This window comes from Mycobacterium hainanense, from assembly GCF_041890355.1.
Lineage (GTDB): Bacteria > Actinomycetota > Actinomycetes > Mycobacteriales > Mycobacteriaceae > Mycobacterium > Mycobacterium hainanense.
Window position 1 is genome coordinate 5,617,320 of record NZ_CP169059.1, and the last position, 24,203, is coordinate 5,641,522.

Below are 24,203 nucleotides of genomic sequence, written 5' to 3' on the forward strand. Positions count from 1 at the left end.
CGTCACGCCCCGCCGCCGAACTGGTCGGCGACGGCGCGGCGGTCCAGTGAGCCCTTCGCGGTGTGCGGCAGCTCCGCCGCCAGCTGAAAGCTGGCCGGCACCTCGAACGGCGCCAGCCGGTCGCGGCCGTACGCCGCGAGCTCCTCCGCGGTCGGTGCGGCGGATCCCCGAGGGACGATCGCCGCGGCCACCGCCTCGCCGTACAGCTTGTCGGGGACCCCGAAGACGGCGACCTCCAGCACGCCGGGATGGGTACCGAGCACGGCCTCGACGCGTTCCGGGGAGATCTTCTCCCCGCCCCGGTTGATGAGCTCCTTGATGCGGCCGCGGATGATCAGCTCGCCCGTCGCCGACAGCGTTCCCAGGTCACCGGTGCGCAGCCACCCGTCGGTGAAATTGGCCGCCGTGATCGCCGGGTCACCCAGGTAGCCCCGGACCACGGTGGGTCCCTGCAGCCAGACCTCGCCGACCTCTCCCGCCGGCACGGGCCGGCCGTCGGGCCCGACGATCCTGATTTCCGGCCCCGTCGATCGGCCGACGAGACCGGCTGTGGCGCCGGGGTTTTCGGCGTGGCCGATTTCGGTTGTCGCCACCTGATGGGTGGCCTCGGTCATGCCAAAGGCGCAGACCACCGGGGCGCCGAACGTGTCTTGCAGCTCCTGTGCCGCTTCGGCGGTCAGCGGCGCGCTGCAGCTGCGGATGAACCGCAACGCGGCGTTGCCCGGCCGAACGTTGTTGGCTCGCTCCAAGAGGATCTGGTGGATCGTCGGCACCGCCGTGTACCAGGTGGCGCCGACGGCGTCGATGTCGTCCCAGAAAGTGTGGGCCGAGAACCGTCCACGCGCGGGCAGTAGCACCACGCCGCCGGACACCAGCGTCGCCAGCAGCGCGGCGAGCAGGCCGTGACCGTGGTAGAGCGGCATCACCGCCACGGTGGCGTCGCGGGGCCCGAGGCCGTATCCGGCGATGATCGCCCGCACGGAGGCGGCGACGTTGCCGCGCGTCCACGGGACCATCTTCGGCGTGCCGGTGGTGCCGCCGGTGAACATGATCATGGCGTCGTCGTCTCGCAGCCCCTGCGGCGTCGAAAAGCTTTGCGCCGCAGTTGTGGTCGCTGTCAGGCGCACCGTCGGGGCGCCTTCCGTAGCACCGACCGTGACCGCGAACGGCCACCACGGAAGGGCCTGTTCGCCGTGGTCGTCGGGCGCGTCGCCGTCGACGAGCACCGCCCTGGCCCCAACGGCCTCGCTGCGGGTGCGCTGCTCGCCGACCGGCAGGGCCGGATCCAGCGGAACCGCGACCAGATCGGCCCGTGAAGCCGCCAGCAGCCCGACGACGAATTCGGCGTTGCTTGCGGAGCGCAGCGCGACGCGGTCACCCGCCTCGAGCCCGGCCCGCCGCAGCTGCCCGGCCAGGTCGTCCACCAGCCGGAGCAGATCGCGATAGCTGAGCGGTATCCGCTCGGCGGTGACGACAAGGGCTGGCGCCTCCGGGGACCGGCGTGCCACCTGCTCGACCAGATCCCCGATGCGCGCACCCCCGGTCTCCGCCGACGCCGGGGCTTCGCTGCTGACGATCGCCTCAGTCCTCATCGCTTCGCTCCTTTCGCTTCGCCGTCACAAGCAACTGCTCGAACCATGCCGGGTGAGGCGCGCACCCGTCCAATACCGAATCACTCACGACCGATAACCAACGGCTATCGATGCGCTGAAGCGCCGGTGGCCAGCGCCGATAGACGACGTGAATCGCGGCATAGCGACCCCGTCTTGGACACCGGCCGGACGCGGGGTCAGAGTGAGGCGCAGGCTGTACTTCACCTGCGACCAGACGTGAGGAGTCACCACCATGACCGCAGTTTCGGCATCGCCCGGCCAGGCGCACGGTTCGGCGCGGCTGATCGACGGCTTCCACCTCGTGGCGGAGGCGCTCAAGGCCAACGACGTGGACACCATTTACGGGATCGTCGGCATACCGATCACCGACCTCGCCCGGGTCGCGCAGGCAGCTGGCATCCGCTACATCGGCTTCCGGCAGGAGACTTCGGCCGGCAACGCGGCGGCGGCCGCCGGATTCCTCACCCGCCGGCCGGGCGTATGCCTCACGACCTCCGGGCCCGGATTCCTCAACGGGTTGCCGGCGCTCGCCAACGCCACCACGAATTGCTTTCCGATGATCCAGATCTCGGGCTCCAGCAATCGGGCGCTGGTCGATCTGCAACGCGGTGACTATCAGGACATCGACCAGCTCAACGCCGCACGGCCGTTCGCGAAGGCCGCCTACCGGATCAACCGGATCGAGGACATCGGGCGCGGCGTCGCGCGCGCCATGCGCACCGCGGTCTCCGGCCGCCCCGGCGGCGTGTACCTGGACATCCCCGGTGACGTGCTAGGGCAAGCCATGGACGCCGCGGCCGGCGCGGACACCGTTTGGCGGATCGTCGACCCGGCGCCCCGGCAGCTGCCCGCACCCCAGGCGGTCGAGCGCGCACTGCGGGTGCTGGCGAGTGCGCAGCGACCGTTGATCGTTCTAGGCAAGGGGGCAGCATATGCCGAGGCGGACAACGTGATTCGAGAATTCGTGGAGATCAGCGGGATTCCGTTTCTGCCGATGTCTATGGCCAAGGGCCTGCTGCCTGATTCGCACCCACAGTCCGCCGCGGCCGCGCGTTCGCTCGCAGTTGCCCGCGCCGACGCCGTGTTGTTGGTCGGCGCCCGGCTGAATTGGCTTCTCGGGCACGGGGATTCTCCGCAGTGGTCGGCAGCAGCCAAGTTCATCCAGGTCGACATAGCGCCTGCGGAGTTCGACAGCAATCAGCCCATCGCGGCGCCGCTGGCCGGTGACATCGGCTCGGTGATGACGGCGTTGCGTGACGGCTTGGCCGACCACCCCGTCACCGTGCCCGCGGAATGGACCGAGGAGCTGGCCGAACGCACCGCCCGCAACGACGCCAAGATGCGCGAGCGGCTGGCCGAAGACCCCCACCCGATGCGCTTCTACAACGCGCTTGGTGCGATTCGCGCCGTCCTGCAGGACAACCCGGAGGCTTACGTGGTCAACGAGGGCGCCAATGCGCTGGACCTGGCCCGCAACGTCATCGGCATGGAGCTACCGCGGCACCGGCTGGACACGGGCACCTGGGGCGTCATGGGCATCGGCATGGGGTACGCCATCGCCGCCGCCGTCGAGACCGGCCAGCCCGTGGTCGCCATCGAGGGGGACAGCGCATTCGGCTTCAGCGGCATGGAAGTCGAGACCATCTGCCGCTACCGCCTGCCGGTGACCGTCGTCATTCTCAACAATGGTGGCGTCTACCGCGGTGACGAGGCCCCCCACGGTTCCGACCCGGCACCGACGGTGCTCAACGCGCGGGCGCGACACGAGCTGATCGCGGAGGCGTTCGGCGGCAAGGGATATCACGTGACCACCCCGTCGGAGTTGCGCTCGGCGTTGTGCGAGGCGATCGGCTCTCGCGCGCCGGCGATCATCGACTGCGAACTCGACCCGGCGGCGGGGGTGGAGAGCGGGCATCTGGCGAGCCTGAACCCGACCAGCAAAGCGGTCAACGCCGGTGGGTGATGCGTGATAGCTGCGCGTCGAAGAACTCGTTCAGCGACAGCTGAGCGGCGGAGGCGGCGAGCGCCCGGGCGATCGGCGACCCCGGGCCGCCGGCATTGGTAGCCAGGGCGATGTCCGCCGTGAGCACTGGGTCGACCATCTGCACTGCGCGGACCTCCGGGCCCAGCGGCGACGTCCACAGCCAGGTGTGCGGCACGATGCACGCCCAGTTGCCCGCGGCGACCTGTGCGAATAGCGAAGCGACCGAGTCGGTTTCGACCTGAGGGGACACTTCGATGGCGTGGTCGGCGAAGGCCTTGTCGATGATCTGGCGGTCCCGCATCTCTGGGGTGAGCAACGCCAGGGGAAGCTGCGCAGCCTCCGGCCAGGTCATCGTCGATGCGGCGGACCCCAACATGTCCGCCGGGGACAGCAGCACATAGTGCTCCCGGTACAGCGGCACCAGGTTCACCCCATGGGCCTCATCGGGCTCCCCGTGCACGATCGCGGCGTCCAGTTCGAATTCCCGTAGCCGCCGGTACAGTTCGGTGCCGGCCAGCCGGGAAAGGATGTGCACCTTCGCCAATGGGTGCTCCGAGCAGAACGCGGAGAGCACCAGCGAGGCTGTCGTGGACGCGGTCGGCACCGTCCCCAACCGGAGCATCCCGGTGATGCCGGACCGCACCGCATGCACCTCGGCCTTGAACGCGTCGTGCTCGGCGAGAATCCGCCTGGCCCACACCACCAACCGCTCCCCTTCGGGTGTGAGGCCCTCGAAACTGTGGCCGCGATTGATCAGCGTGACGTTCAGCTCCCGTTCCAGCTTCGCGATCGCGGCGGACAGCGCCGGTTGCGAGACGAAGCACTTCTCGGCCGCGCGGGCGAAGTGGCGCTCCTGCGCGACCGCGACGAAATACTCCAGCTGACGAAAGAGCACCCGCACCTCCTTTGCCCGAAGGAGTTTTGCTGAGGCTAACGCGTCACCGGCGCCCCGGCCAACCAGCGGGCCCATGAGGGCGCCGACGGCACGCGACCGCGCAGGCGAGCCGAACCCGGCCACACCGCGAAAGCCACTGCGCCGGTGGGCAACCGCCCGAACGACGGCAACCGCCGCGTAAGCCGGCCGTTTATCTTCCGCCGATAGTGGCAATTCTCGTCAAACCGGGCCAGGGCCCGCCATGAACCGACCACCCATCGACATGGCGGAATCCAAGCGATGATCGGATCGCTACCGTCGAGCGGCGAACCCGTCAGAGTTTGCTGAAAGCGGCAGCGCCGGGACAGCCAGTAGAATAATCTGGTGTTTATCGCACCATACCGAAGGGTGGACGCCATGCGCCGCGGTGTTCGTTATCTGTTTGTTATGGTCGCGATCACGACGCTGGGCCTTGTCGGAGCGACCGGCCGCAGCCACGCCGCCATTCCGGCGCCCCAGCCCATGCCCGGGATCGCCGCGGTTTTGCCGGCCGACGGCGCGGTGGTTGGGGTCGCGCACCCGGTGGTGGTGACTTTCACGGCACCCGTCGGTGACCGCGCCGCCGCCGAGCGGTCCATCCACGTGACGTCGCCGAGCAACACGCCGGGACACTTCGAATGGGTCAAGGACGACATCGTGCAGTGGGTGCCCGACCAATACTGGCCTCCCCACACCCACGTCTCGGTCGGGATCCAGGCCCTCACGACCGGATTCGACACCGGTGACGCGCTTCTCGGCGTTGCCAGCATCTCCGGGCATACCTTCACCGTCAGCCGCAACGGCGAGGTTCTGCGCACCATGCCCGCTTCGATGGGCAAGCCCAGCCGGCCCACCCCGATCGGCAACTTCACCGCGCTGGAAAAGGAGCGGTCCGTCGTGATGGATTCGCGGACCATCGGCATCCCGCTGAGTTCACCCGAGGGATACAAGATCACCGCCCAATACGCCGTCCGCGTCACATGGAGCGGCGTCTACGTGCATTCCGCGCCCTGGTCGGTCGACTCCCAGGGTTACGCCAACGTCAGCCACGGCTGCATCAACCTCAGCCCCGACAATGCCGCCTGGTACTTCAACCAGGTGAACGTGGGCGACCCGATCCAGGTCGTCGCCTGACCCCGGCCGCGCAGGCGACCTGTTGGAAAGCCGTGCGGCCCACCCCTTGCTCCCACTGTGATTACCGTCACACGGTTGAACGGAAGTCTGGCCTGCGCCGGTGAGTTTCCGGTAGGGCGAGGATCCGAGCGGGAGGCTGTTCATGACCGGTGATGCGGAGCACGAAGGACCCGCCGTTGCGGGTGCGAGCAGCCCAGCGCGCGACCGGGCGGCAGGCCGGATTCTCCGACTGGACGCCGAGGACGAGCAGTTCCGCAGCGCCAAACCGGACCCGGCGGTCCAGCGGGCGGCGCGCCAGCCGGGGCTGCGGCTGACCGAGATCCTGCAGACCCTCGTCGACGGTTACGCCGATCGCCCGGCTCTGGGCTGGCGGGCACGCTCGTTGGTCACCGATCCCGAAAGCGGCCGCACCACTGCGCAATTGGATCCCCGGTTCGAGACGATCAGCTACCGTGACCTGTGGGCCAACGTGGGAGCGATCGCCACCGCTTGGCGGCACGACACCGCTAACCCGGTGACCCCGGGAAATTTCGTTGCCACAGTCGGTTTCGCCAGCGCCGAGTACCTGACCCTGGATCTGGTTTGCGGGTACCTCGGGTTGGTCGCGGTGCCGCTGCAGCACAACGCGGCGGCTTCCCGGTTGCGGCCCATCATCGCCGAGGTCGAGCCGCGCGTGCTCGCGACGGGCGCCGGTTACCTCGACCTGGCCGTCGAAGCGGCGCTGGGAAGCGCGTCGCTGCGGCGCCTGGTGGTAATCGACTACTCGCCCCAAATCGATGATCAGCGCGAGGCTTTGGCGCGTGCGCGGGCCAAGCTCTCGGCCTCCGGCATGTCGGTGACGATCGAGACGTTCGACGAGCTGATCGAGCGCGGCCGCGCCCTGCCGCCCGAGCCGGCGTACGCCGGCGAAACCGATGAGCGGCTGGCCATGATCATGTACACATCGGGCAGCACCGGACTGCCCAAGGGCGCCATGTACACCGAGCGCATGCTGTGCAAGCTGTGGACCAACGAGCTGATGCCCGACTTCGCCGACATCCCCGTCTTCAACGTCAATTTCATGCCGCTCAACCACCTCGGCGGGCGTATCCCGCTGTTGACGGCGTTCCAGGCGGGCGGCACCAGCTACTTCGTGCCCGAGAGCGACCTGTCCACGCTGTTCGACGACTGGAACCTGGTGCGCCCCACCGAAATGGGCCTGGTACCCCGGGTCGCGGAAATGCTGTACCAGCGCTACCAAAGCGCCGTCGACCGGCGGGTCACCCAGGGCGCCGATCCGGAATCCGCGGAAGCCGGGGCGCGCACCGAGTTGCGCGAACGGGTCTTGGGCGGGCGCATCGTCACCGCCTTCTGCGGCACCGCGCCGCTGGCGGCCGAGATGAGGACCTTCGTGGAGAGTTGCCTCGATGTCCACGTCCTCGACGGCTACGGGCTGACCGAGGTCGGGATGGTGACCAAGGACGGCCGGATCGCCGCGCCGCCGGTACTGGATTACAAGCTCATCGACGTCCCCGAATTGGGATATTTCCTTACCGACAAACCCTTTCCCCGGGGTGAGCTGCTGGTCAAGTCGCTGACGGCAACACCCGGATACTTCAAGCGCCCGGACGTCACCGCTGACGCCTTCGACGCGCAGGGCTATTACCGAACCGGCGACGTGATGGCCGAGCTGGAGCCGAACCGGCTCGCCTATGTCGACCGGCGCAACAACGTATTAAAGCTCGCCCAAGGCGAATTCGTCGCGGTCGCCCGCCTGGAGGCCGTGTTCAGCAGCGCGGCGCTGATTCGCCAGATCTTTGTCTACGGCAACAGCGAACGCCCCTACCTGCTGGCCGTCATCGTGCCGACCGCCGACGCGCTGGAACGCTTCGCCGCTGACGCCGACGGGCTCAAGGCCGCCCTGCACGAATCCCTGCGCCAGGCAGCCAAACTCGCCGAGTTGCAGTCCTACGAGGTGCCTGCCGACTTTCTCGTCGAGGTCGAGCCGTTCAGCGAGGACAACGGCCTGCTGTCCGGGGTGGGCAAGCTACTCCGGCCGAAGCTCAAGGAACACTTCGGCCAGCGGCTCGAGCAGCTGTACGCGGACCTGGCCGCCAATCGCGTGACCGAGTTGCGGGCGCTGCGTGAGGAAGCGGCGGACCGGCCGGTCATCGACACGCTGTCCCGCGCCGCGGAGGCACTGCTCGGCCTCGCCGGCGGCCCGCCCGAGCCGGACGCCCTGTTCGTCGAACTCGGCGGAGACTCGTTGTCGGCGTTGACCTTTTCCAACCTGCTGCAGGACATCTTCGACGTCGAAGTGCCGGTGGGGATGATCACCGGCCCGGCCACCGATTTGGCTCAGCTCGCGGATTTTGTTGAGGCCGAACGCCGATCGGGTTCGCGGCGACCGACGTTCGCGTCCGTGCACGGGAGGCACGCCACCGAGGCCCGCGCTGCCGATCTCCGCTTGGACAAGTTTCTCGACCCGAAGACCCTGGCCGAGGCTCCGACCCTGCCGCGGGCCACCGGCACGCCGCACACGGTGCTGTTGACCGGCGCCAACGGTTATCTCGGCCGGTTCCTGTGCCTGGAATGGTTGGAGCGGCTCGCCGAGACCGGCGGAACACTCGTCTGCATCGTTCGCGGCGCCAGTGCCGCGGCGGCCGGCAAGCGGCTCGAAGAGGTCTACCGCAGTGGCGATCCGCATCTGGTCGATCGATTCCGCGAATTGGCGGCCGAGCACCTCGAGGTGATCGCCGGTGACATCGGCGAGCCGAAGCTGGGGCTGGATCAGGCGACGTGGGACCGGCTGGCCCGCAGCGTCGACATGATCGTCCACCCCGGGGCGCTGGTCAATCACGTGCTGCCGTACGACCAGCTGTTCGGCCCCAATGTTGTTGGCACCGCCGAAATCATCCGCCTCGCGCTTACCGCGCGCATCAAACCGGTGACCTATCTGTCGACGGTCGCGGTGGCGATGTCGGTTGATCCCACCGAGTTCACCGAAGACGGCGATATCCGCACGATCAGCCCGGTGCGGCCGATCGGATCCGACTACGCCAACGGGTACGCCAACAGCAAGTGGGCCGGAGAGGTGCTGCTGCGCGAGGCGCACGACCTGTGCGAGCTGCCGGTCGCCGTCTTCCGGTCCGACATGATCCTCGCCCACAGCCGCTACGCCGGGCAACTGAACGTGCCCGATGCCTTCACCCGGTTGATCTTCAGCCTGCTGGTCACGGGCATCGCGCCTGCGTCGTTCTACCAGACCACCGCCACCGGCGAGCGGGCCCGGGCCCACTACGACGGCCTGCCCGCGGACTTCGTGGCCGAGGCGGTGACGGCGCTCGGCGAGCAGCTCGCGACGACCGACGACGAGCCGGAGCCGTCCGAGACATTCCGCTCCTTCGACGTGATGAACCCGCACGACGACGGCATCTCCCTGGATGTGTTCGTGGACTGGTTGATCGCCGACGGCCACGACATCCGGCGCATCGACGATTACGACGAGTGGCTCCGGCGATTCGGTACGGCGCTGCGGGCCCTGCCGGACAAGCAGCGGCAACAATCAGTGCTGCCGTTGCTGGACGCCTACCGCCAGCCGGAGAGGCCGCTGCGCGGGGCGCCTGCCCCGACCGACGTTTTCCGCGCGGCGGTAAAGGCAGCCAAAATCGGTGCCGACAAGGACATTCCACACCTATCGGCCGACTTGATCGCCAAGTACGTGTTCGACCTGCGGTTGCTCGGGCTGGTGTAGCGGGTTAGCCGGGCACCCGTTTTTGCGCGCCTATGCTGGCGTGAGGGAATGATGCTCACGGTGAGAGGGGATCGCCATGGCGGCTGCTGCCGCGCGCGCCGTACGGTTCGACCGGTACGGGGGCCGCGACGTGTTGTACGTGGCCGACGTCGACATGCCCAGGCCCGGCCCCGGCGAGGTGGTCGTCGAGGTCCGGGCCGCCGGGATCAACCCCGGCGAGGCGGCCATCCGCATCGGGGCGATGCATGAGATGTTTCCCGCGACCTTTCCGTCCGGGGAGGGCAGCGACCTTGCCGGGGTCGTCACCGAGGTAGGCCCCGGGGTCGGCGAATTCGCGGTCGGCGACGAGGTTTTGGGGTTCAGCTTCCGCCGATCCAGCCACGCGACCCACACCGCGGTTCCGGTGGGCCAGCTGATTCGCAAACCGCCTCAACTCAGTTGGGAGGTGGCGGGTTCGCTCTACGTCGTCGGCGCGACGGCGTACGCGGCCGTCCGGGCGGTGGCACCGCAACCGGGTGAGACAGTCGGCGTCTCGGCGGCCGCGGGCGGTGTGGGGAGCATCGCCGTGCAGCTTCTGGTGCGCCGCGGGGCGCGGGTGCTCGGCATCGCCGGACCGGGCAACGCCGACTGGCTGCGCGCCCACGGCGTCATTCCGATCCCGTATGGGGACGGGCTGGCCGATCGGCTGCGCGAGGCGGCACCGTCCGGAATCGACGCGTTCATCGACCTGTTCAGCCCCGACTACGTGCAGCTCGCCGTCGATCTCGGAGTCCCACCCGAGCGAATCGACACCATCATCTCGTTCCAGAAGGCCGCCGAGGTGGGCGCCAAGACCGAAGGCAGCGCCGAAGCGTCGACGCCGGAGGTGTTGGCCGAGATGGCCGACCTCGTCGCCAGTGGCGCGATCGATTTCGAAGTCGCCGCCACCTATCCGCTCGATCGGGTCGCCGACGCCTACGAAGAACTCGAGAAGCGCCACACCCGCGGCAAGATTGTTCTGCTGCCTACGGATTCACAATGACGCGGCGGGCCCGACGACTCCGGCCTGCACGACTTTGACCACCACCAGCGCGACTGCGACGACCAGATAAGCCCGCAGGGTGAACAGCCCCGCCCGGCGAGCGGGCGACATGGCCGGGCGGGCCAAACCGGCGAGGCTGGGGGTCTGCCAATTCATCCGGTCCTGCCGGCGGACGGCGCGGCGTTCGGCGCGGGTAAGCGTTGGGGTGTCGTCGAGTTCGTCTACCTGCTCGGGGTCGAGGCCGCCGCCGAGCTCCCGCACCATGGCCTCGGCATCGCGCAACTCGGTGTCGCGGCGGCCGGCGACGATGACGGCGGCGCCGCCGATCACGCCGATCGCCGCGCCTACCGCCAGCCCGGCCTCGATGGTCGACGTCGCGAGTCCGGGGAAGAACGTCGTCGCCGTCAGCGCCAGCGACAGCAGCACCAGCGCCCACACGATGGTCCAGGCGACGATGTTCTGCCGCACGCTGTTCGCCCAGGGCCCCAGCAGCGCGCGGTCGTTGCACAGCAGCACCAAAAACACGGTGGCCGAGGGCAGTAGGACACCGGCGAGGGCCTGCACACCCTGGGTTACCAGACCCAGGACGTGGTCGGGGCTGAACGCGACAGCCGCCGACACCACGAGCAGCAGCGCGTAGCCGCCGTAGAACAAGGGAGCCTCGCTGATCTTCCAGTGCAGCGAATGTCTCTTGCCCATCGCGTCTCCGATGGCATAGGTGGTGGCCAGCCCGATGGCGTTCGCGCCGATCAGCGATGCGTCGAGCAGGACGATCGCGAACAGCGTGCCGACCGTGCCGCCGAGGTGCCTGGACAACCCTGCCGCTACCGCGCCGGCGTCGGCGAAGTGGCCCACCTCCGGCGTGCCTGCCAGACCGAAGGCGGTGACCGCCATGAGCGCGGTCGCGCCGACCATGACCACGACGATTCCGATCACCAAATCGGCTCGGGCATAGCCCATCCAGCGGGCGGTGATGCGCTTGTCCACCACGTTGGACTGCTGGAAGAACAGCTGCCACGGCGCGACCGTGGTGCCCACGATGGCGATCACCAACAGCAACACAGTGGAGTTGACCCCGCCCGCGAAGCCCGGAACCAGGCCGCTCGCAACCCTACTCGCCGACGGGTGCACCAACAGCACCATCGGAATGACGAGGACGTTCACCGCGATCAGCAGGAACATCAGCCCCTCCCAGCGGCGGAACGATCCCCCGGCCACCACCGCGAAGAGCAGGACGGCGGCGGCCGGGACCGCAATCACCTTGGGGCAACCGAGGAATCCGAGCGCCAGCGCGACACCGATGAATTCGGTGACGATCGTCAACGCATTCAGGACCAGCAGGTCCCCGACGCTGAACGCGCCCCAGAACTTGCCGAAGCGCTCGAAGATCAAGCGCGCGTGCCCAACTCGGGTAATCGCGCCGAGCCTGAGCACCATCTCCTGGTTGACGTACAGCACCGGGATCAGCAACGCGAGCGTCCACAACAGCGCCATCCCGTAGTTCTGACCGGCCTGCGCGTAGGTCGCGACACCGCCGGCGTCGTTGTCCCCGACCATCACGATCAACCCGGGACCGCTGATGACCATCAGCGTGCGCAGGCGGCGCCAGCGACCGCCGGTGGCCCCGGCGCCGTCGCGCCCGATACGGCCGAACGCGCCGACGATGTCGCCGGCGTGTGCCGCCGCCGGAGTCGGCGGCGCGGCCGCGTCGACGGCGCCGAGGGCCTCGGATGAGACAGCGCTCATGGTGTGTTCGCCCGAATCGTCACCGGCGGTCGCCGGTCGAGGGGTGTCCGCCGAGCGAGGCCGTGACCACCGCGATCGGCATCCGCGACACGTAGAGGTTGGCCCGCTCCTGGGGAGTCAGGGCGCTCCGCGCGTGCAACTTGGTCGCCAGCAGGCGTGCCGACCGCAGCAAGGCCCGGCCACGCCCCCCGGTGCGGCCGGTAACACGGTGTGTAACAACAAAAGCCATGATCTTCTCCTTCAAGGGAGGCCCGATCGGCTCAGAAGAGGCGGGCAGCAACGGCAGCTCGCGGGCGCCTAGGCGCGCGATTTACCGACGATGACCGCGAAAACTCAAGCGGCAGAAGGAATGCCGGAACCAGATCGGGACAAGACGGATTTCGGATAGGGACTATCGCCTGGACTCATCTCGCCCTCACCTCCTCACGGCCACGACACGCGCAGGTGTCATCACATGTCACCTGTGACGGGAGAGGAGCCAATGCCGGCGAAACGCCGCCGACCGCACCCCTCTCGTCGGAGCTTCGGCACTGCACGGCGTATCCGGAACTCGACCGATGGTCGTTCCAGAAGCCACTTGGGCTCAACCCTTGGGTCCGGGAAGAGCTGTCCTGACCCGGGGCGTCTCTCGACGTTCGGGGTCAGTGGCCTGTGTCCGTGCAGACGCCTCACCTACCGAGGTGCTTGCGAACACCTTTGTACACCGCGGTCAGGTGCCCGTCAAACGCATCGCGTAACCATTGCGGCAGGTCGTGGCCCCTGATAGCTCTGCGCGGCCGCTCGCTCCCCCGCCGACGCCTACCCTCGACGGCATGGCCAACACTCTGACAGCTCCGAAGGTCGCGTCCGTGCTCGACCGCATGTACACCGAAGCGAAAGACCAAATGTCGCTGTTGCGCGCGCGGCACGCCGACTTCGACCGGCCGATGACCGCGCAGGAGCGCGCCGACGCGATGAGCGAGTTCTACATCCCGGTCACGCCCGAGGCCGGCCGGTTGCTCTACGCACTGGTGCGCGCGACCCGTCCGGCGACGGTCGTCGAGTTCGGCATGTCGTTCGGCATCTCCGCCGTCCACCTGGCGTCGGCGGTGCGCGACAACGGCGCCGGGCGGGTGGTGACGACCGAGCTCAACGACTCCAAGATCGCCGCCGCGCGGCAGACATTCGCGCAGACGGGCCTCGACGACGTGATCACGATCCTCGAAGGGGACGCGCTGGCCACGCTGGCCGCGCTGGACGGACCGGTCGACTTCGTCTTGCTCGACGGTTGGAAGGACCTGTACCTGCCGGTGATCGAGCTGCTCGAGCCGCGGCTGTCGACGGGCGCGTTGGTGGTCGCCGACAACGCCAACGCCGCGGACACCCAACCGTATCTGGACCGGGTGCGTGATCCCGAGAACGGTTACGTCAGTTTCAACTTCGCGGTCCGGGACAGCGACAGCATGGAGATAAGCTGCCGCACCGGGTCTTAACGCAGAGATTCCTCGAGCCACGGCGTCAACCACTTCACCCCTTCGGGCGTGAGGTGGACGCCGTCGCTGCGAACCTTGATGCCGTCGACCTTGGCGGTGTAGACGCCGTCCGGGCATAGCTTTTTATTCAGGTCCAGAATCTGCACGCCTCTGTGATGGCCGACCGTCTTGCGCAGCATGGTGTTCCACAAGTTGACCCGATCCGGCTGGTCCTCCGGGTACAGTCGCCCATCCGGCTTTTCGCCGCCCCTGCTGTACGGCACGGTGGCGACCACCACTCGAGCGCCGGTGGAACCGGCGATGTTCAGCGCCCGTTCCAGCTCACCGTTGAGGTACGCGTCGAACGTCGGATCACCGATGTGGGTCCACTGACCCTCGTTGACGCGGTCGACCGTTTCCCAGCGGCCGATGACCAACAGCGCGACGTCCGGTTGATCCTGGGCAACCTGCGTCGACCATCTGAGCGGCCAGCCGTCGCATTCCGGCCTCTGCTCCAGGGTTTGACCGATGTACCGATACGGCGTGCCGCGCACCAGGCTGCAGCCGATGACGGTGTGATCGAGGAACGCGAATCCCGGCGTCGGCGGCAGGTAATGCATCCACGTCCACCCGATCGAATCGCCGAATACCGAAACGGTGAACGGCCGGTTGGGATCGCGGGGAGCGGCGGGGCGGCTGCCGCCCGGCGGCGACGGGGACACGGCGGCGACCGCCGAAACTCCCGGCGGCAGGCCGACCTCGCGCAGGCCGGGCCCGGTCCCCACCGGGACCACCAGCAGGGTCACCGCGGCGGCGCTCGCCACGGTCGCCGCCGCCAACGGCAACAGCGGCACCCGCGCCGGCCGCCAGCGCCGGATCGGTTGCTCGATCAGCCACCAGGATGCCGCGGCCAGCGCGACCGTCACCCCACACCGCGCGGCGAACAGCGGCAGCCCGGTCCACCCCGTGCGTTCGCCGTTCAGCGCCAAGAAGATTGGCCAGTGCCACAGGTAGACGCCGTAGGAGATGGTGCCCAGCCACACCAGCGGCGGCGCGGCCAGGATGCGGGCGACCGCCCCGCGTTGCTCCAAGGCCACCGGCGCCACCACGAGGACGGACGCGATCGCCACGCCGAGGAGCAGACCGTGGCGGAATTCGCCGCTAGCCCCGGTCGCGTAGTGGGTCACCGCTGCAAGTCCGGCCAATCCGGCGAGCGGCAGAACGCGGGCGACGCGCCGCGCCCAACGCGTTCGGATCAGACACCAGCCGCGGTTCAGCGACGGCCAGTCGCGGACCAGCAGAGCCGCCGCCGCGGCGCCGGTCAGCAGCGCCTGTGCGCGGGTATCGGTGCCGAAGTAGATGCGATCCCTGGTGCCGTCGGACACCATCACCATGGCGATCGCCGCCGAAGCCAGGGCCCCCACGGTCGCGATGACGAACGTCGCGAATCGGACGTCGCCGACGGTGGCGCGGGTGAAGCGGCGCCTCGCGCGCGCGGCCAACAGCACCGTCACCGCGATCAGCAGCACCGGCCACACGAAGTAGTACTGCTCCTCCACCCCGAGTGACCAGGTGTGCTGCAGCGGCGAGGGCGGGGCGCCCTGTGTGAAGTAGTCGGTCTTCTGGGCGACGAACCGCCAGTTCGCCATCCACAAAAACGCCGCGATCGCGTCGTCGCGCAGGCCGGTGAGGGAGCGGTCGGGAAGGAGTTGGCGGGCCGCCCCCACGGTGAGCACCATGAGCACCAGGGCCGGCAGCAGCCGCCGTGCCCGGCGAATCCAGAAGCCGGTCAGCTCGATACGGCCGGTTCGGCCGAGCTCGTCCAGGAGCAGTGAGGTGATCAGGAATCCGCTGAGCACAAAGAAGACGTCGACACCGATGAATCCGCCGCCCACCCCGGGGATGCCGCCATGCCCGACCAGCACCAGCGCGACGGCGATCGCGCGCAGCCCGTCGAGCGCCGGAATCCCGTTGCGCCGCTCCGGTTTGTCCCAGATCGCCAGCCGACCGGCCCTGCGCACGGGAGCGACCCACCGGGTCCGCCGACCACGACGAGCCGGCGCGGGATGACTCCCGCCCGGCTCAGCGCTCGCGGTTAGCGCGCCCTGACCACTTTGTCGCCCGGCGCCACAGTTGATGCCGATACGTCGCTGCCCCTCCTCTTGATCGGAGCCAGCTTAAGGGCGACGGTGGCGCTTGCCCGGAAGACACGCAACGGTTTTCCGACTTCGTGCGAAGTTCGAGCGGCCGGGCTGGGCGCCGCGCGCGCCGGCCCGCCGTAGGGGCGCACGTGTGCGAGCAGCACCGGCGCCCGCGCGGCGCCAGGGCGTCGCGACTAGGGTCGACAACGACCAAACGATGATGCAGAGGAAGGCCCCCCAATGCGCGGCGTCGTGATGCATGCCCCGGGTGACGTGCGAGTCGAAGACCGGGGCGACCCCGAGATCATCCATCCGACCGACGCGATCATCAAGATGTCGGCGACCTGCATCTGCGGCTCGGATCTATGGCCATACCGCGGCGCCGACCAGGTCCACGACGCACCGATGGGACACGAATACGTGGGCATCGTGGAAGAGGTCGGCAGTGAAGTCCGCAACGTCAAGCCCGGCCAATTCGTCGTCGGCTCGTTCGTCGCCTCGGACAACACCTGCGAGATCTGCCAGGCGGGCTACCAGAGCCGCTGCGTGCACGCGGAGCTGATGGGCCACATCGGCACCCAGGCGCAGTACGCGCGCATCCCGCTGGCCGACGGCACCCTGGTCGCCACGCCCGAGCTGCCGCCCGCCGAGATGGTCCCCAGCCTGCTGGCCGCCTCCGACGTGCTGGGTACCGGCTGGTTCGCCGCGGTGGCCGCCGAGGCGGGCCCCGGCAAGACCGTCACGGTGGTCGGCGACGGGGCGGTCGGACTGCTCGGCGTCCTGGCCGCCAAGCAACTCGGCGCCGAACGGGTCATCGCGATGAGCCGGCACCGCGATCGCCAAGCGTTGGCACGCGAATTCGGGGCGACGGACATCGTCGAAGAACGCGGCGACGACGGCGTGGCGAGGATCAAAGACCTGACCAACGGCCTCGGCGCCCACAGCGTCGTCGAGGCGGTCGGCACCCAGCAATCGATGATGCAGGCGATCTCCTGCACGCGGCCGGGGGGTCACGTGGGCTACGTCGGCCTCTCGCACGACGTCGCGCTGCCCGGCGATGAGCTGTTCTTCTCCATGGTGCACCTGCATGGCGGTCTCGCCCCGGTACGCCGGTTCCTGCCCGAGCTGATCAGGCTGATCTGGGACGGAGAGATCAACCCGGGCAAGGTGTTCGACCTGAACCTCCCGCTGAAGGACGCCGCCGAGGGCTACAAGGCGATGGACGAACGCCGCGCGGTCAAGGTGCTGCTCACCGTCTGAGGACCGACTGCTCAGCGCTCGACCCACCGGGAGTTCAACGCGAAATCCGACAGATACTTCGTGGAGCTCCAGCCGCCATCGACGACGATCGTCTGGCCGTTGATGAAACTGCCACCCTCCGAACACAGGAACGCCACGGTGCTGGCCACGTCATCGATGGTCCCCAGCCGCTGATGCGGCGTCATCTCGGTGTTGATTTTTCGGAACCGCTCGTCTTCCAAGCGCTTTTCGACCATCGGTGTGACCGTCACTCCGGGCGCGACAGCGTTGCACCGGATGCCGGCCGCCCCGTACTGGCAGGCGATGTGGGTGGTGAGTGCGGTCAACCCTCCCTTGGCCGCCGAGTAGGCCCCGCCGCGCAGGCCGCCGACGACGGCGAACGTCGATGTGACGTTGATGATCGCCGACCCGGGGCCCATGTGCGGCAGCACGTCGCGCGCCAGCCTGAACGGCGCCCGCAGCATCAAACTCAGGAAATAGTCCAGTGTTTCGTCGTCGGTCTCGTGCAGCGGTTTGGGGCTGCCCACCCCGGCGTTGTTGATCAGGAAGTCGATGTGACCCCAGCGGCTGACCGCGAGGTCCACGATGCGGCCCGGCGCGTCGTCTTCGCTCAGATCGACCGCGAGTGTCGCGACGCGGCTCGGATCGTTGATGGACGTTTCCAGGTCGGCCAGCCGGCCCTCATCCCGGGCCGTGCCGACGATCGCCATCCCCAGCTCGGCGAGTTTCGTCGCGCACCCCAGGCCGATGCCGCTGCTTGCTCCCGTAACGATTGCGACCTGCATATCACCTATCTACCTTCGCCAGCGCCAGCTTGATCTGCTGCTTGAGCACCTTTCCCGCATCGTTCTTCGGGAGCGTGTCCCAGAAGACGACCTGTTCGGGCGCCTTGAATTTGGCGACGCCCTTGCTCTGCAGCAGGGCAAGCAGGCTGCCGACGTCGGGCCGCGACGAACCCGTGGGAACGATCACGGCGCAGGCGCGCTCTCCGGTGCGGTCGTCGGGTAACCCCACGACCGCGATCTCGGCAACGCCCGGATGATCGGCCAGCAAGTCTTCGACTTCCTTGGCCGAAATGTTCTCGCCGTTGCGGATGATGACGTCCTTGGCCCTGCCGGTCACCACGAGATATTGGCCGTCGACCCAGCGGCCCAGGTCGCCCGTGCGGAAATAGCCTGCCGCGTCGAATGATTCGCGCTCGTCCTCGGCGTGCAGGTAGCCCAGCAGCATCTGCGGGCCCCGGACGCAGATTTCGCCCTCGCCGGTCGGCGCGGCCCGGTGCGCGGCGAGTTTGATCTCGGCGATGCCGGCGCGCCCGTCGGTGTCGGCGGCGCGGGCGGCCTCGTCTGGCCTCAGCGCACCGACCGTCGTGACCGGCACTTCCGTGCAGCCGTACACCCGGGTGATCACTGCCCGGTTAAAAAACGCGCCGGCTTGGCGGATCAGTGACGGCGACACGGCGGCGCCACCGCAGATGAACACCTTCAACGCGGGCAGCCGGCTGCCGGCGCGCTCGGCGGCCGACAGCAGTTGTTGCAGAAACGGTGTCGCCCCGGCCATGTGGGTGCACCGCTCGCCGTCCATCAGCGCCACGGCCACCGACGGGTCCCAGCGGTCCATCAGGACCGCGGACGTGCCCAGCAGCAGCGGACACTCGAACGCATAGATCGATCCGCCGATGTGTGCGACCGGTGACGGCACCAGGAACGCGTCGCCGGGGTTGACGTCCCAGTGGTCCCGGATCTGGCGGATCAGAGCATGAATCGAATTATGGCTGTGCAGAACACCTTTCGGGCGCCCCGAGGTACCGGAGGTGTAGAGGACCATCCGCACGGCATCGGGATCCAGGCTCGGGAGCCGTGTCGCGCCCGGCCGCTGGGCCAGCAGCTCCGGGTAGGGCGTGTGCGGGCCTGCTTGCCTCGTTTCGGCGCCGCGCAGCACCACCACTTCGGGGGCCCGCTCCATTCCGGCCGTCACGCCGTCCAGCATCGCCGCATAGTCGTGTCCGCCGAACCGGTGCGGGATGAAGATCATGGTGGCGCCGACGTCTTGAAGGATGAAGCGCAGCTCGCGTTCGCGCAGCGACGGCAGGATCGGGTTCACCACCATCCCGGCCAGGGTGGCCGCCAGATAGATGACCGCGGCCTCGTGCCAGTTCGGCAGCATGAACGACACGACGCTGCCCTCCGGCATCCGCGCCAGCAGGGTGTTCGCCAACCCGGTGGCCTGGGCGTGGAGCGTGGCAGCGTCGAGCCGAATGTTTCCGTCTACCAGCACCACACGCCGCGGCGTGGTCGCTGCGGCAACAAGCAGGGAATCGGCCAGCGTGGTATGGGTCCACAGGCCGCGCCGGTATGCGTCCGCCGCGCGTGCGGGGTCCTGACGGGCCGGGGCGATCACCGCAACAACCTAATCCTTCACGCGGCGCATGGTCATCGCGTACCGGAAGTCCGAGGACAGGTGGGTGTTGATGGTCACCTGGGCGACGTCGCCATCAGAGGTCTTGTACGTGCGCTGCATCTGTAGTGCGGCCGTGCCCGTTTCGGCTCCGAGGCCGTCGGCCAGCTCGGGTGAGAGCACCACCGCGGCGATCTCTTGATGCAACTCGGCGATGGTGACGCCAAACAGGTCCTCGATCAGCGGGAAGATCGGGCCGGCGTGCCGTTGCAGCAGCCTGCCGACCGCCGCGAAATCACGGTTGATGTAGTACTCCGTTCGGCACAGGGGCGCTGAGGCACCGTCGGCCTGGCGGTAGCCGCGCACGGTCAACCACTGTGTGCCGGCGAGCAATCCGGTTCGAGCGGACAGGTCGTTGTCGATGGTCACCATCGCGTTCGACTCGATGGTCAGGCGCGCGCCGGCCGCGAACACCAGCAGGTCGTCGATCGACATCGCGTCCTGCGCATACGAACTGGATGCCGGACGCGGGACCACGCGCGTGCCCGCTCGTGGCCGGGACGCGACGAGGTTGTCGTCACGCAGCCGGCGCAGCGCCTCGCGAATGGTGTAGCGGCTCACCGCGAATCGCTCGCAGAGCTGATGCTCCGTCGGCAGCTGGGACCCGACCGGATAGACGCCGTCGACGATCTCCTTACGCAGCGTGCGGGCGATCTGAAGGTAGCGGTGCTCGCCCGCGATGGCCTGGGGCATCAGCGGTCGTCCCGGCGCAGAGCCAGGACGCTGCCCTCGCCATCGGCCGAAAGGTAGAGAGTCCCGTCGGGGGCGGACGTGAGGCCGGCGAAAGGGCCCTGCGGGCCGGAAAAGGGGGGCAGCCCTTTCAGGGGTTTGGGCACCACACCCGGCGGTGGGCCGATCGGCAGGCCCGAGGCGATCACGCGCCGGACGTGGCGGTGCAGGTCGAAGGCGACCAGCTCCTTGGCCCCTGCGTCGACGACGTAGAGCACGCCGTCACGCACCAGAATGCCTTGCGGGCGTTGTAGGTCGGCCGCCACGACGTCGCTCCCGGATCCGCTCACCCTGACAACCCGCCCGGCCTCCGCCACCAGGCACGCGCCGTCCGGGCCGATCGCGATGCCGACCGGTTCCCGCAAGCCGGTGGCCAGCACCTCGACGCCGCCCGGTCCCAGCGACAGGACCCGCCCGGTGCCCAGCTCGGCGAAGACGATGCCGTTGCGACCGACCGCGACGCCGTAGAGCTGGTCGAAACCCTCGGCCAGGACCTCACTTTCGCTGGCCGCAGGCCGGTATCGGGCAACCTGACCGCCCGAGGTCGTCACGATGAACTCGCCGGGACCGCTCGGCGCGATCCCTCGCAGGAAACCGGGATAGCCGGGACTGAACAACATGCCCACGGTTTGCAACGACCCGTCCGGCAGTACGACGTAGCAGTAGGTGCCATCGGCGACGTAGAGCCCACCGTCGTGGCCCACGGCCAGGTCCAGGGGCCAGTTGAGCCCACCGGGCAACACCGTGCGCGTCTGGCCGCTCGGCGCGATCTCGGTGACCTCGCCGGTGAAGTTGGATGCGAGCACCCGATCGCCGACCAACGTGCAGTTGTCCAGGCCCGGGTTCAGCTGGGCCAGCACCCGCCGCTCGCCGCTGCGCGGGTCTATTCGGAGGACCTGCCCGCTGGCGACCTGAGTCGAGACGATGTGGCCGCCGGAGTCGAACTTGACGGAGTCGGGCACCCCGAGATCGGCTGCGACACACTGCGGCTCGCCGCCGTCGGGATCGACGCGCCAGATCTCGTTAGCGCCCATCACCGGGAAGTACAACAGGCCGTCGGGCCCGACCTCCATCGCGTTCGGTGACGGGACGTTCGCCAGCAGCACCCGCAACGATCCGCCAGCCGGATCGAGTTCCAGCAGCCGCCCACCCTCACGGCATTCGCCGACGAACAACCGGTCGCGGTGAAACGTGATGCCGTTGGCCGACGGAACATCGTCACGCAGCACCCGCGTTCGCCCGGTGACGTCCAGCACGCTGACCCGGCCGTCCATGACCTCGGTCGCGTACAGGTTGCCGCCGGAGTCGAACGCGACGTCGTCGGGGGCGACGATGTCACCGCCCTTGGGGCTCACGGTTTCCAGCCGACCGGTGCGCGGATCCAGTGCGCTGATCTGGCTGCCGGTCACCTGCGCGATGTAGACGCGACCGTCCGGGCCGGTGCGCAATCCGTTGGCGCCGAACAGCCGGCTGGCAGCGGTCACCCGTTCGAGGCGCCAGCCTTCCGCCACGGCGGCCGGGTGATGGGCGGCCGCATACCGTGCTGACTCCGCCGGGGTGGCCCGTGAAATCGACATGCCTCGCCGGGATCCTTCCGTAGGCCGTTAGGGCTGGACGTTATCAATTGCGTTTAGTCCAGACAATAGCCCGCAGCCGCGGTGGGGTCGGCCTTGACAGTCCAGTATGACGATGGGAATAGTATTCTCCGGGCGTCAGAATGCCATATTTTGTCCGGACCAGAAGACAGCACAGCCCGTTGCGCCCGTGCCGGTGTTCGCAGCAGGGGAAAGCAGGCCATGGAGGACTTCCTCAGACTCGACGGTCGCATCGTGGTGGTCTCCGGCGCCGGCGGCGGCGGGATCGGCACCACCGTGACGGCGATGGCCGCCCGGGCCGGCGCCACCGTGATCGCGGTGAGCCGGTCGAAGGAGAATCTCGACGAGCACATCGCCCCGCTGGCCGGTCAGGGCCTGGCGGTGGTGCCCGTCGCGGCCGACGCGTCGACCGATGACGGCATCGCCGCGGTGATCGACCAGGCCCGGCGCGCTGAGGGCAACCTGTACGGACTCGTCAATGTCGCCGGCGGCGCCGCGCCATCGACGTGGATGCCATCCACCCGGGTGACGCGGGACGACTGGCGGGAGATCTTCGCCGCGAACCTCGAGACCGCGTTTTTCATGAGCCAGGCCGTGGCGGCCGAGCTGGTGGCACAGCAGCGGCCAGGATCGATCGTGTCGATCTCGTCGATCAGCGGCATGAACACGGCGCCCTTCCACATCGCCTACGGCACCGCCAAGGCCGCAATCGCCGCGATGACCCGCACCATGGCACTCGAACTGGCCCTGGCCGGGGTACGGGTGAACGCCGTGGCACCGGGCGTCACCGAGACCGCCGCCTCGCGCACCTACGTCGACTCCGACCCGGACCGGGATCGGCGGGCGATCGCGATGGGCAGGCGCGGCCGGCCCGAGGAACAGGCGGGCGCCATCCTGTTTTTGCTGTCGGAACTCTCCAGCTACATCACCGGCCAGACGCTGCTCGTCGACGGCGGGCTGGACCTCAAGTGGAGTCACCTCGACGCCGACAACACCTCGTTGTTCCTCAAGGACGAATCCTTCCGCGCGGCAATTAGGAGGATGCGATGACCGACCTCGCCAAGGGCGTGAACGCCGCGGCGGCCGAGGAACTCTCGCAACCCGTGACCATCGGCGTCGAGGCCTACATCTCCGAAGACTATGCCCGCGCCGAGCGCGACAAACTGTGGCGGAAGGTATGGCAGCAGGTCGGGCGCGTCGAAGAGCTGCCCGACGTGGGCAGCTATCTGACCTACGACATCCTCGATGACTCGATCATCGTGGTGCGCACCGGACCCAGCGAGTTCAAGGCGCACCACAACGTGTGCATGCACCGCGGCCGCCGGCTGATCGACACACCCCAAGGCGCGAAGAACGCCCGCGGCCGTGCCCGCAAGTCGTTCGTCTGCGGATTCCATGGCTGGACTTACGGTTTGGACGGGGCTTGCACCCACATCCGCGAACAACAGGACTGGCAAGAGGCGCTCACACCCGACAACACCCACCTGCGGCCCGTCAAGGTCGACAGCTGGGGCGGGTGGCTGTGGGTCAACATGGACCCCGACTGCGAACCGCTGGCCGATTACCTGTTCCCCGCAGCGAAAATCCTCGACCCCTTCGGGCTGGAGAACATGCGCTACAAGTGGCGCAAGTGGTTGTCCTTCGACTGCAACTGGAAGGTCGCGCTGGAGGCGTTCAACGAGACCTACCACGTCTACACCACCCATCCCGAGTTCAACAAGTTCGGCGAATTCAAGGGCTGGGCCAAGGCGCAGGGCAAACACAGCAACATCGGCTATGACGCTCCGGACGACATGGAGGCCACCAAGTCCAAGATCCGCCTCGGCACTGGCACCGACCCGCGCGTGTCGACCGCGGAGATGCAGGTGTACACGATGGAGGAGACCAACGCCACCACCACGCAAACCCTGGTGAACGCCGCCAAACGGCTGGTCGACGAGTTGCCCGAGGGGACACCGGCCGACAAGGTCCTCGAGCACTGGCTGGCGTCCGCGCGGCGCGACGACGAGGCCCGCGGCGTCACCTGGCCGACGATTCCCGCCGACATCCTGGGGCAGGCCGGCACCGCGTGGCAGATCTTCCCGAACTTCCAAATCGGACAGGGCCTGACCAGCGCGCTGTGTTACGGCGCGCGACCGCACCCCAGCTACAACCCCGACAAATGCATCTTCGAGGTGTCGGTCTTCGAGCTGTATCCGAAAGGCCAAGAGCCGCAGACGGAGTGGGAGTACACACCGGTCGGCGACCCCAGGTGGCGATCGGTCCTGCCACAGGATTTCTCCAACATGGCCGCCGTGCAGCAGGGCATGAAATCGCTGGGCTTCGGCGGCACCAAGCCCAACCCGTACCGCGAACGCAGCACCGTCAATCTGCACTACCAACTGTCGAAATACATGGGTACCGGCGCACCGCGGGAGCTTTGAGAT

At 68.4% G+C, this 24,203-nt stretch carries 17 protein-coding genes and 1 riboswitch; of the genes, 8 read left to right on the top strand and 9 right to left on the bottom strand.

Annotation, left to right across the window (positions count from 1 at the left end; all coding sequences use genetic code 11):
• Positions 1-2: 2 nt before the first annotated feature.
• Positions 3-1,592, bottom strand: coding sequence for a FadD7 family fatty acid--CoA ligase (locus ACEL92_RS26505; protein ID WP_374023516.1), 1,590 nt, complete (start codon positions 1,590-1,592; stop codon positions 3-5).
• 253 nt (positions 1,593-1,845) lie between these two features.
• On the opposite strand from ACEL92_RS26505, the gene oxc reads away from it, so the two are divergent.
• Positions 1,846-3,576, top strand: a complete 1,731-nt coding sequence (gene oxc, locus ACEL92_RS26510; RefSeq protein ID WP_374023517.1) for an oxalyl-CoA decarboxylase — start codon at positions 1,846-1,848, stop codon at positions 3,574-3,576.
• On the opposite strand, the gene ACEL92_RS26515 is transcribed toward oxc, so the two are convergent.
• Positions 3,560-4,492, bottom strand: coding sequence for a LysR family transcriptional regulator (locus tag ACEL92_RS26515; RefSeq protein WP_374023518.1), 933 nt, complete (start codon positions 4,490-4,492; stop codon positions 3,560-3,562). The two genes, oxc and ACEL92_RS26515, sit on opposite strands and share 17 nt — an antisense overlap.
• Positions 4,493-4,888: 396 nt before the next feature.
• On the opposite strand from ACEL92_RS26515, the gene ACEL92_RS26520 reads away from it, so the two are divergent.
• The 3 genes from ACEL92_RS26520 to ACEL92_RS26530 all read left to right on the top strand — a co-directional run bounded on the left by ACEL92_RS26520 (position 4,889) and on the right by ACEL92_RS26530 (position 10,398).
• Positions 4,889-5,644 (top strand): L,D-transpeptidase family protein, encoded by a 756-nt coding sequence (locus ACEL92_RS26520; protein WP_374026398.1) that lies wholly within the window; start codon positions 4,889-4,891, stop codon positions 5,642-5,644.
• A gap of 142 nt (positions 5,645-5,786) precedes the next feature.
• Positions 5,787-9,377: a carboxylic acid reductase gene (gene car / locus ACEL92_RS26525; protein WP_374023519.1), complete on the top strand. Its 3,591-nt coding sequence runs from the start codon at positions 5,787-5,789 to the stop codon at positions 9,375-9,377.
• 76 nt (positions 9,378-9,453) lie between these two features.
• Positions 9,454-10,398, top strand: coding sequence for an NADP-dependent oxidoreductase (locus ACEL92_RS26530; RefSeq protein WP_374023520.1), 945 nt, complete (start codon positions 9,454-9,456; stop codon positions 10,396-10,398).
• Here ACEL92_RS26530 and ACEL92_RS26535 read toward each other — a convergent pair.
• Together ACEL92_RS26535 and ACEL92_RS26540 are read right to left on the bottom strand one after the other, a co-directional pair.
• A complete protein-coding gene (locus ACEL92_RS26535; protein ID WP_374023521.1) occupies positions 10,390-12,144 on the bottom strand; it encodes an NRAMP family divalent metal transporter in 1,755 nt (584 codons plus the stop codon). The genes ACEL92_RS26530 and ACEL92_RS26535 overlap by 9 nt on opposite strands.
• A gap of 19 nt (positions 12,145-12,163) precedes the next feature.
• Positions 12,164-12,373, bottom strand: coding sequence for a hypothetical protein (locus ACEL92_RS26540; protein WP_374026433.1), 210 nt, complete (start codon positions 12,371-12,373; stop codon positions 12,164-12,166).
• Between the two features lie 272 nt (positions 12,374-12,645).
• Positions 12,646-12,831, bottom strand: a riboswitch (M-box (ykoK) riboswitch).
• A 125-nt stretch (positions 12,832-12,956) separates the two neighbouring features.
• On the opposite strand from ACEL92_RS26540, the gene ACEL92_RS26545 reads away from it, so the two are divergent.
• Complete coding sequence (locus tag ACEL92_RS26545; RefSeq protein ID WP_374023522.1) at positions 12,957-13,616, top strand: O-methyltransferase; 660 nt, start codon at positions 12,957-12,959, stop codon at positions 13,614-13,616.
• Here ACEL92_RS26545 and ACEL92_RS26550 read toward each other — a convergent pair.
• Entirely contained in the window at positions 13,613-15,616 is a 2,004-nt protein-coding gene (locus tag ACEL92_RS26550; protein WP_374023523.1) for an acyltransferase family protein, read from the bottom strand. The genes ACEL92_RS26545 and ACEL92_RS26550 overlap by 4 nt on opposite strands.
• 360 nt (positions 15,617-15,976) lie before the next feature.
• Here ACEL92_RS26550 and ACEL92_RS26555 point away from each other — a divergent pair, with 360 nt between their 5' ends.
• The gene (locus ACEL92_RS26555) at positions 15,977-16,996 is read left to right on the top strand and encodes a zinc-dependent alcohol dehydrogenase family protein (protein WP_374023524.1); all 1,020 of its coding nucleotides are present in this window, start codon (positions 15,977-15,979) and stop codon (positions 16,994-16,996) included.
• An 11-nt stretch (positions 16,997-17,007) separates the two neighbouring features.
• On the opposite strand, the gene ACEL92_RS26560 is transcribed toward ACEL92_RS26555, so the two are convergent.
• Genes ACEL92_RS26560 through ACEL92_RS26575 form a run of 4 tightly spaced genes read right to left on the bottom strand, consistent with a single transcriptional unit; the run spans position 17,008 to position 21,759 of the window.
• Positions 17,008-17,781 carry an SDR family NAD(P)-dependent oxidoreductase gene (locus tag ACEL92_RS26560; RefSeq protein WP_374023525.1) on the bottom strand — a complete coding sequence of 258 codons (774 nt, stop codon included), beginning with the start codon at positions 17,779-17,781 and terminating at the stop codon, positions 17,008-17,010.
• Position 17,782: 1 nt separating this feature from the next.
• The gene (locus tag ACEL92_RS26565; RefSeq protein WP_374023526.1) at positions 17,783-19,396 is read right to left on the bottom strand and encodes an AMP-binding protein; all 1,614 of its coding nucleotides are present in this window, start codon (positions 19,394-19,396) and stop codon (positions 17,783-17,785) included.
• A 9-nt stretch (positions 19,397-19,405) separates the two neighbouring features.
• Complete coding sequence (locus ACEL92_RS26570) at positions 19,406-20,146, bottom strand: GntR family transcriptional regulator (protein WP_374023527.1); 741 nt, start codon at positions 20,144-20,146, stop codon at positions 19,406-19,408.
• The gene (locus ACEL92_RS26575) at positions 20,146-21,759 is read right to left on the bottom strand and encodes an SMP-30/gluconolactonase/LRE family protein (RefSeq protein WP_374023528.1); all 1,614 of its coding nucleotides are present in this window, start codon (positions 21,757-21,759) and stop codon (positions 20,146-20,148) included. Before ACEL92_RS26575 ends, ACEL92_RS26570 begins: the two co-directional genes overlap by 1 nt.
• Before the next feature lie 219 nt (positions 21,760-21,978).
• Between ACEL92_RS26575 and ACEL92_RS26580 the strand changes: the two genes are divergently transcribed.
• Together ACEL92_RS26580 and ACEL92_RS26585 are read left to right on the top strand one after the other, a co-directional pair.
• Positions 21,979-22,827 carry an SDR family NAD(P)-dependent oxidoreductase gene (locus ACEL92_RS26580; protein ID WP_374023529.1) on the top strand — a complete coding sequence of 283 codons (849 nt, stop codon included), beginning with the start codon at positions 21,979-21,981 and terminating at the stop codon, positions 22,825-22,827.
• The gene (locus ACEL92_RS26585; RefSeq protein ID WP_374023530.1) at positions 22,824-24,200 is read left to right on the top strand and encodes an SRPBCC family protein; all 1,377 of its coding nucleotides are present in this window, start codon (positions 22,824-22,826) and stop codon (positions 24,198-24,200) included. Before ACEL92_RS26580 ends, ACEL92_RS26585 begins: the two co-directional genes overlap by 4 nt.
• Positions 24,201-24,203 lie beyond the last annotated feature (3 nt).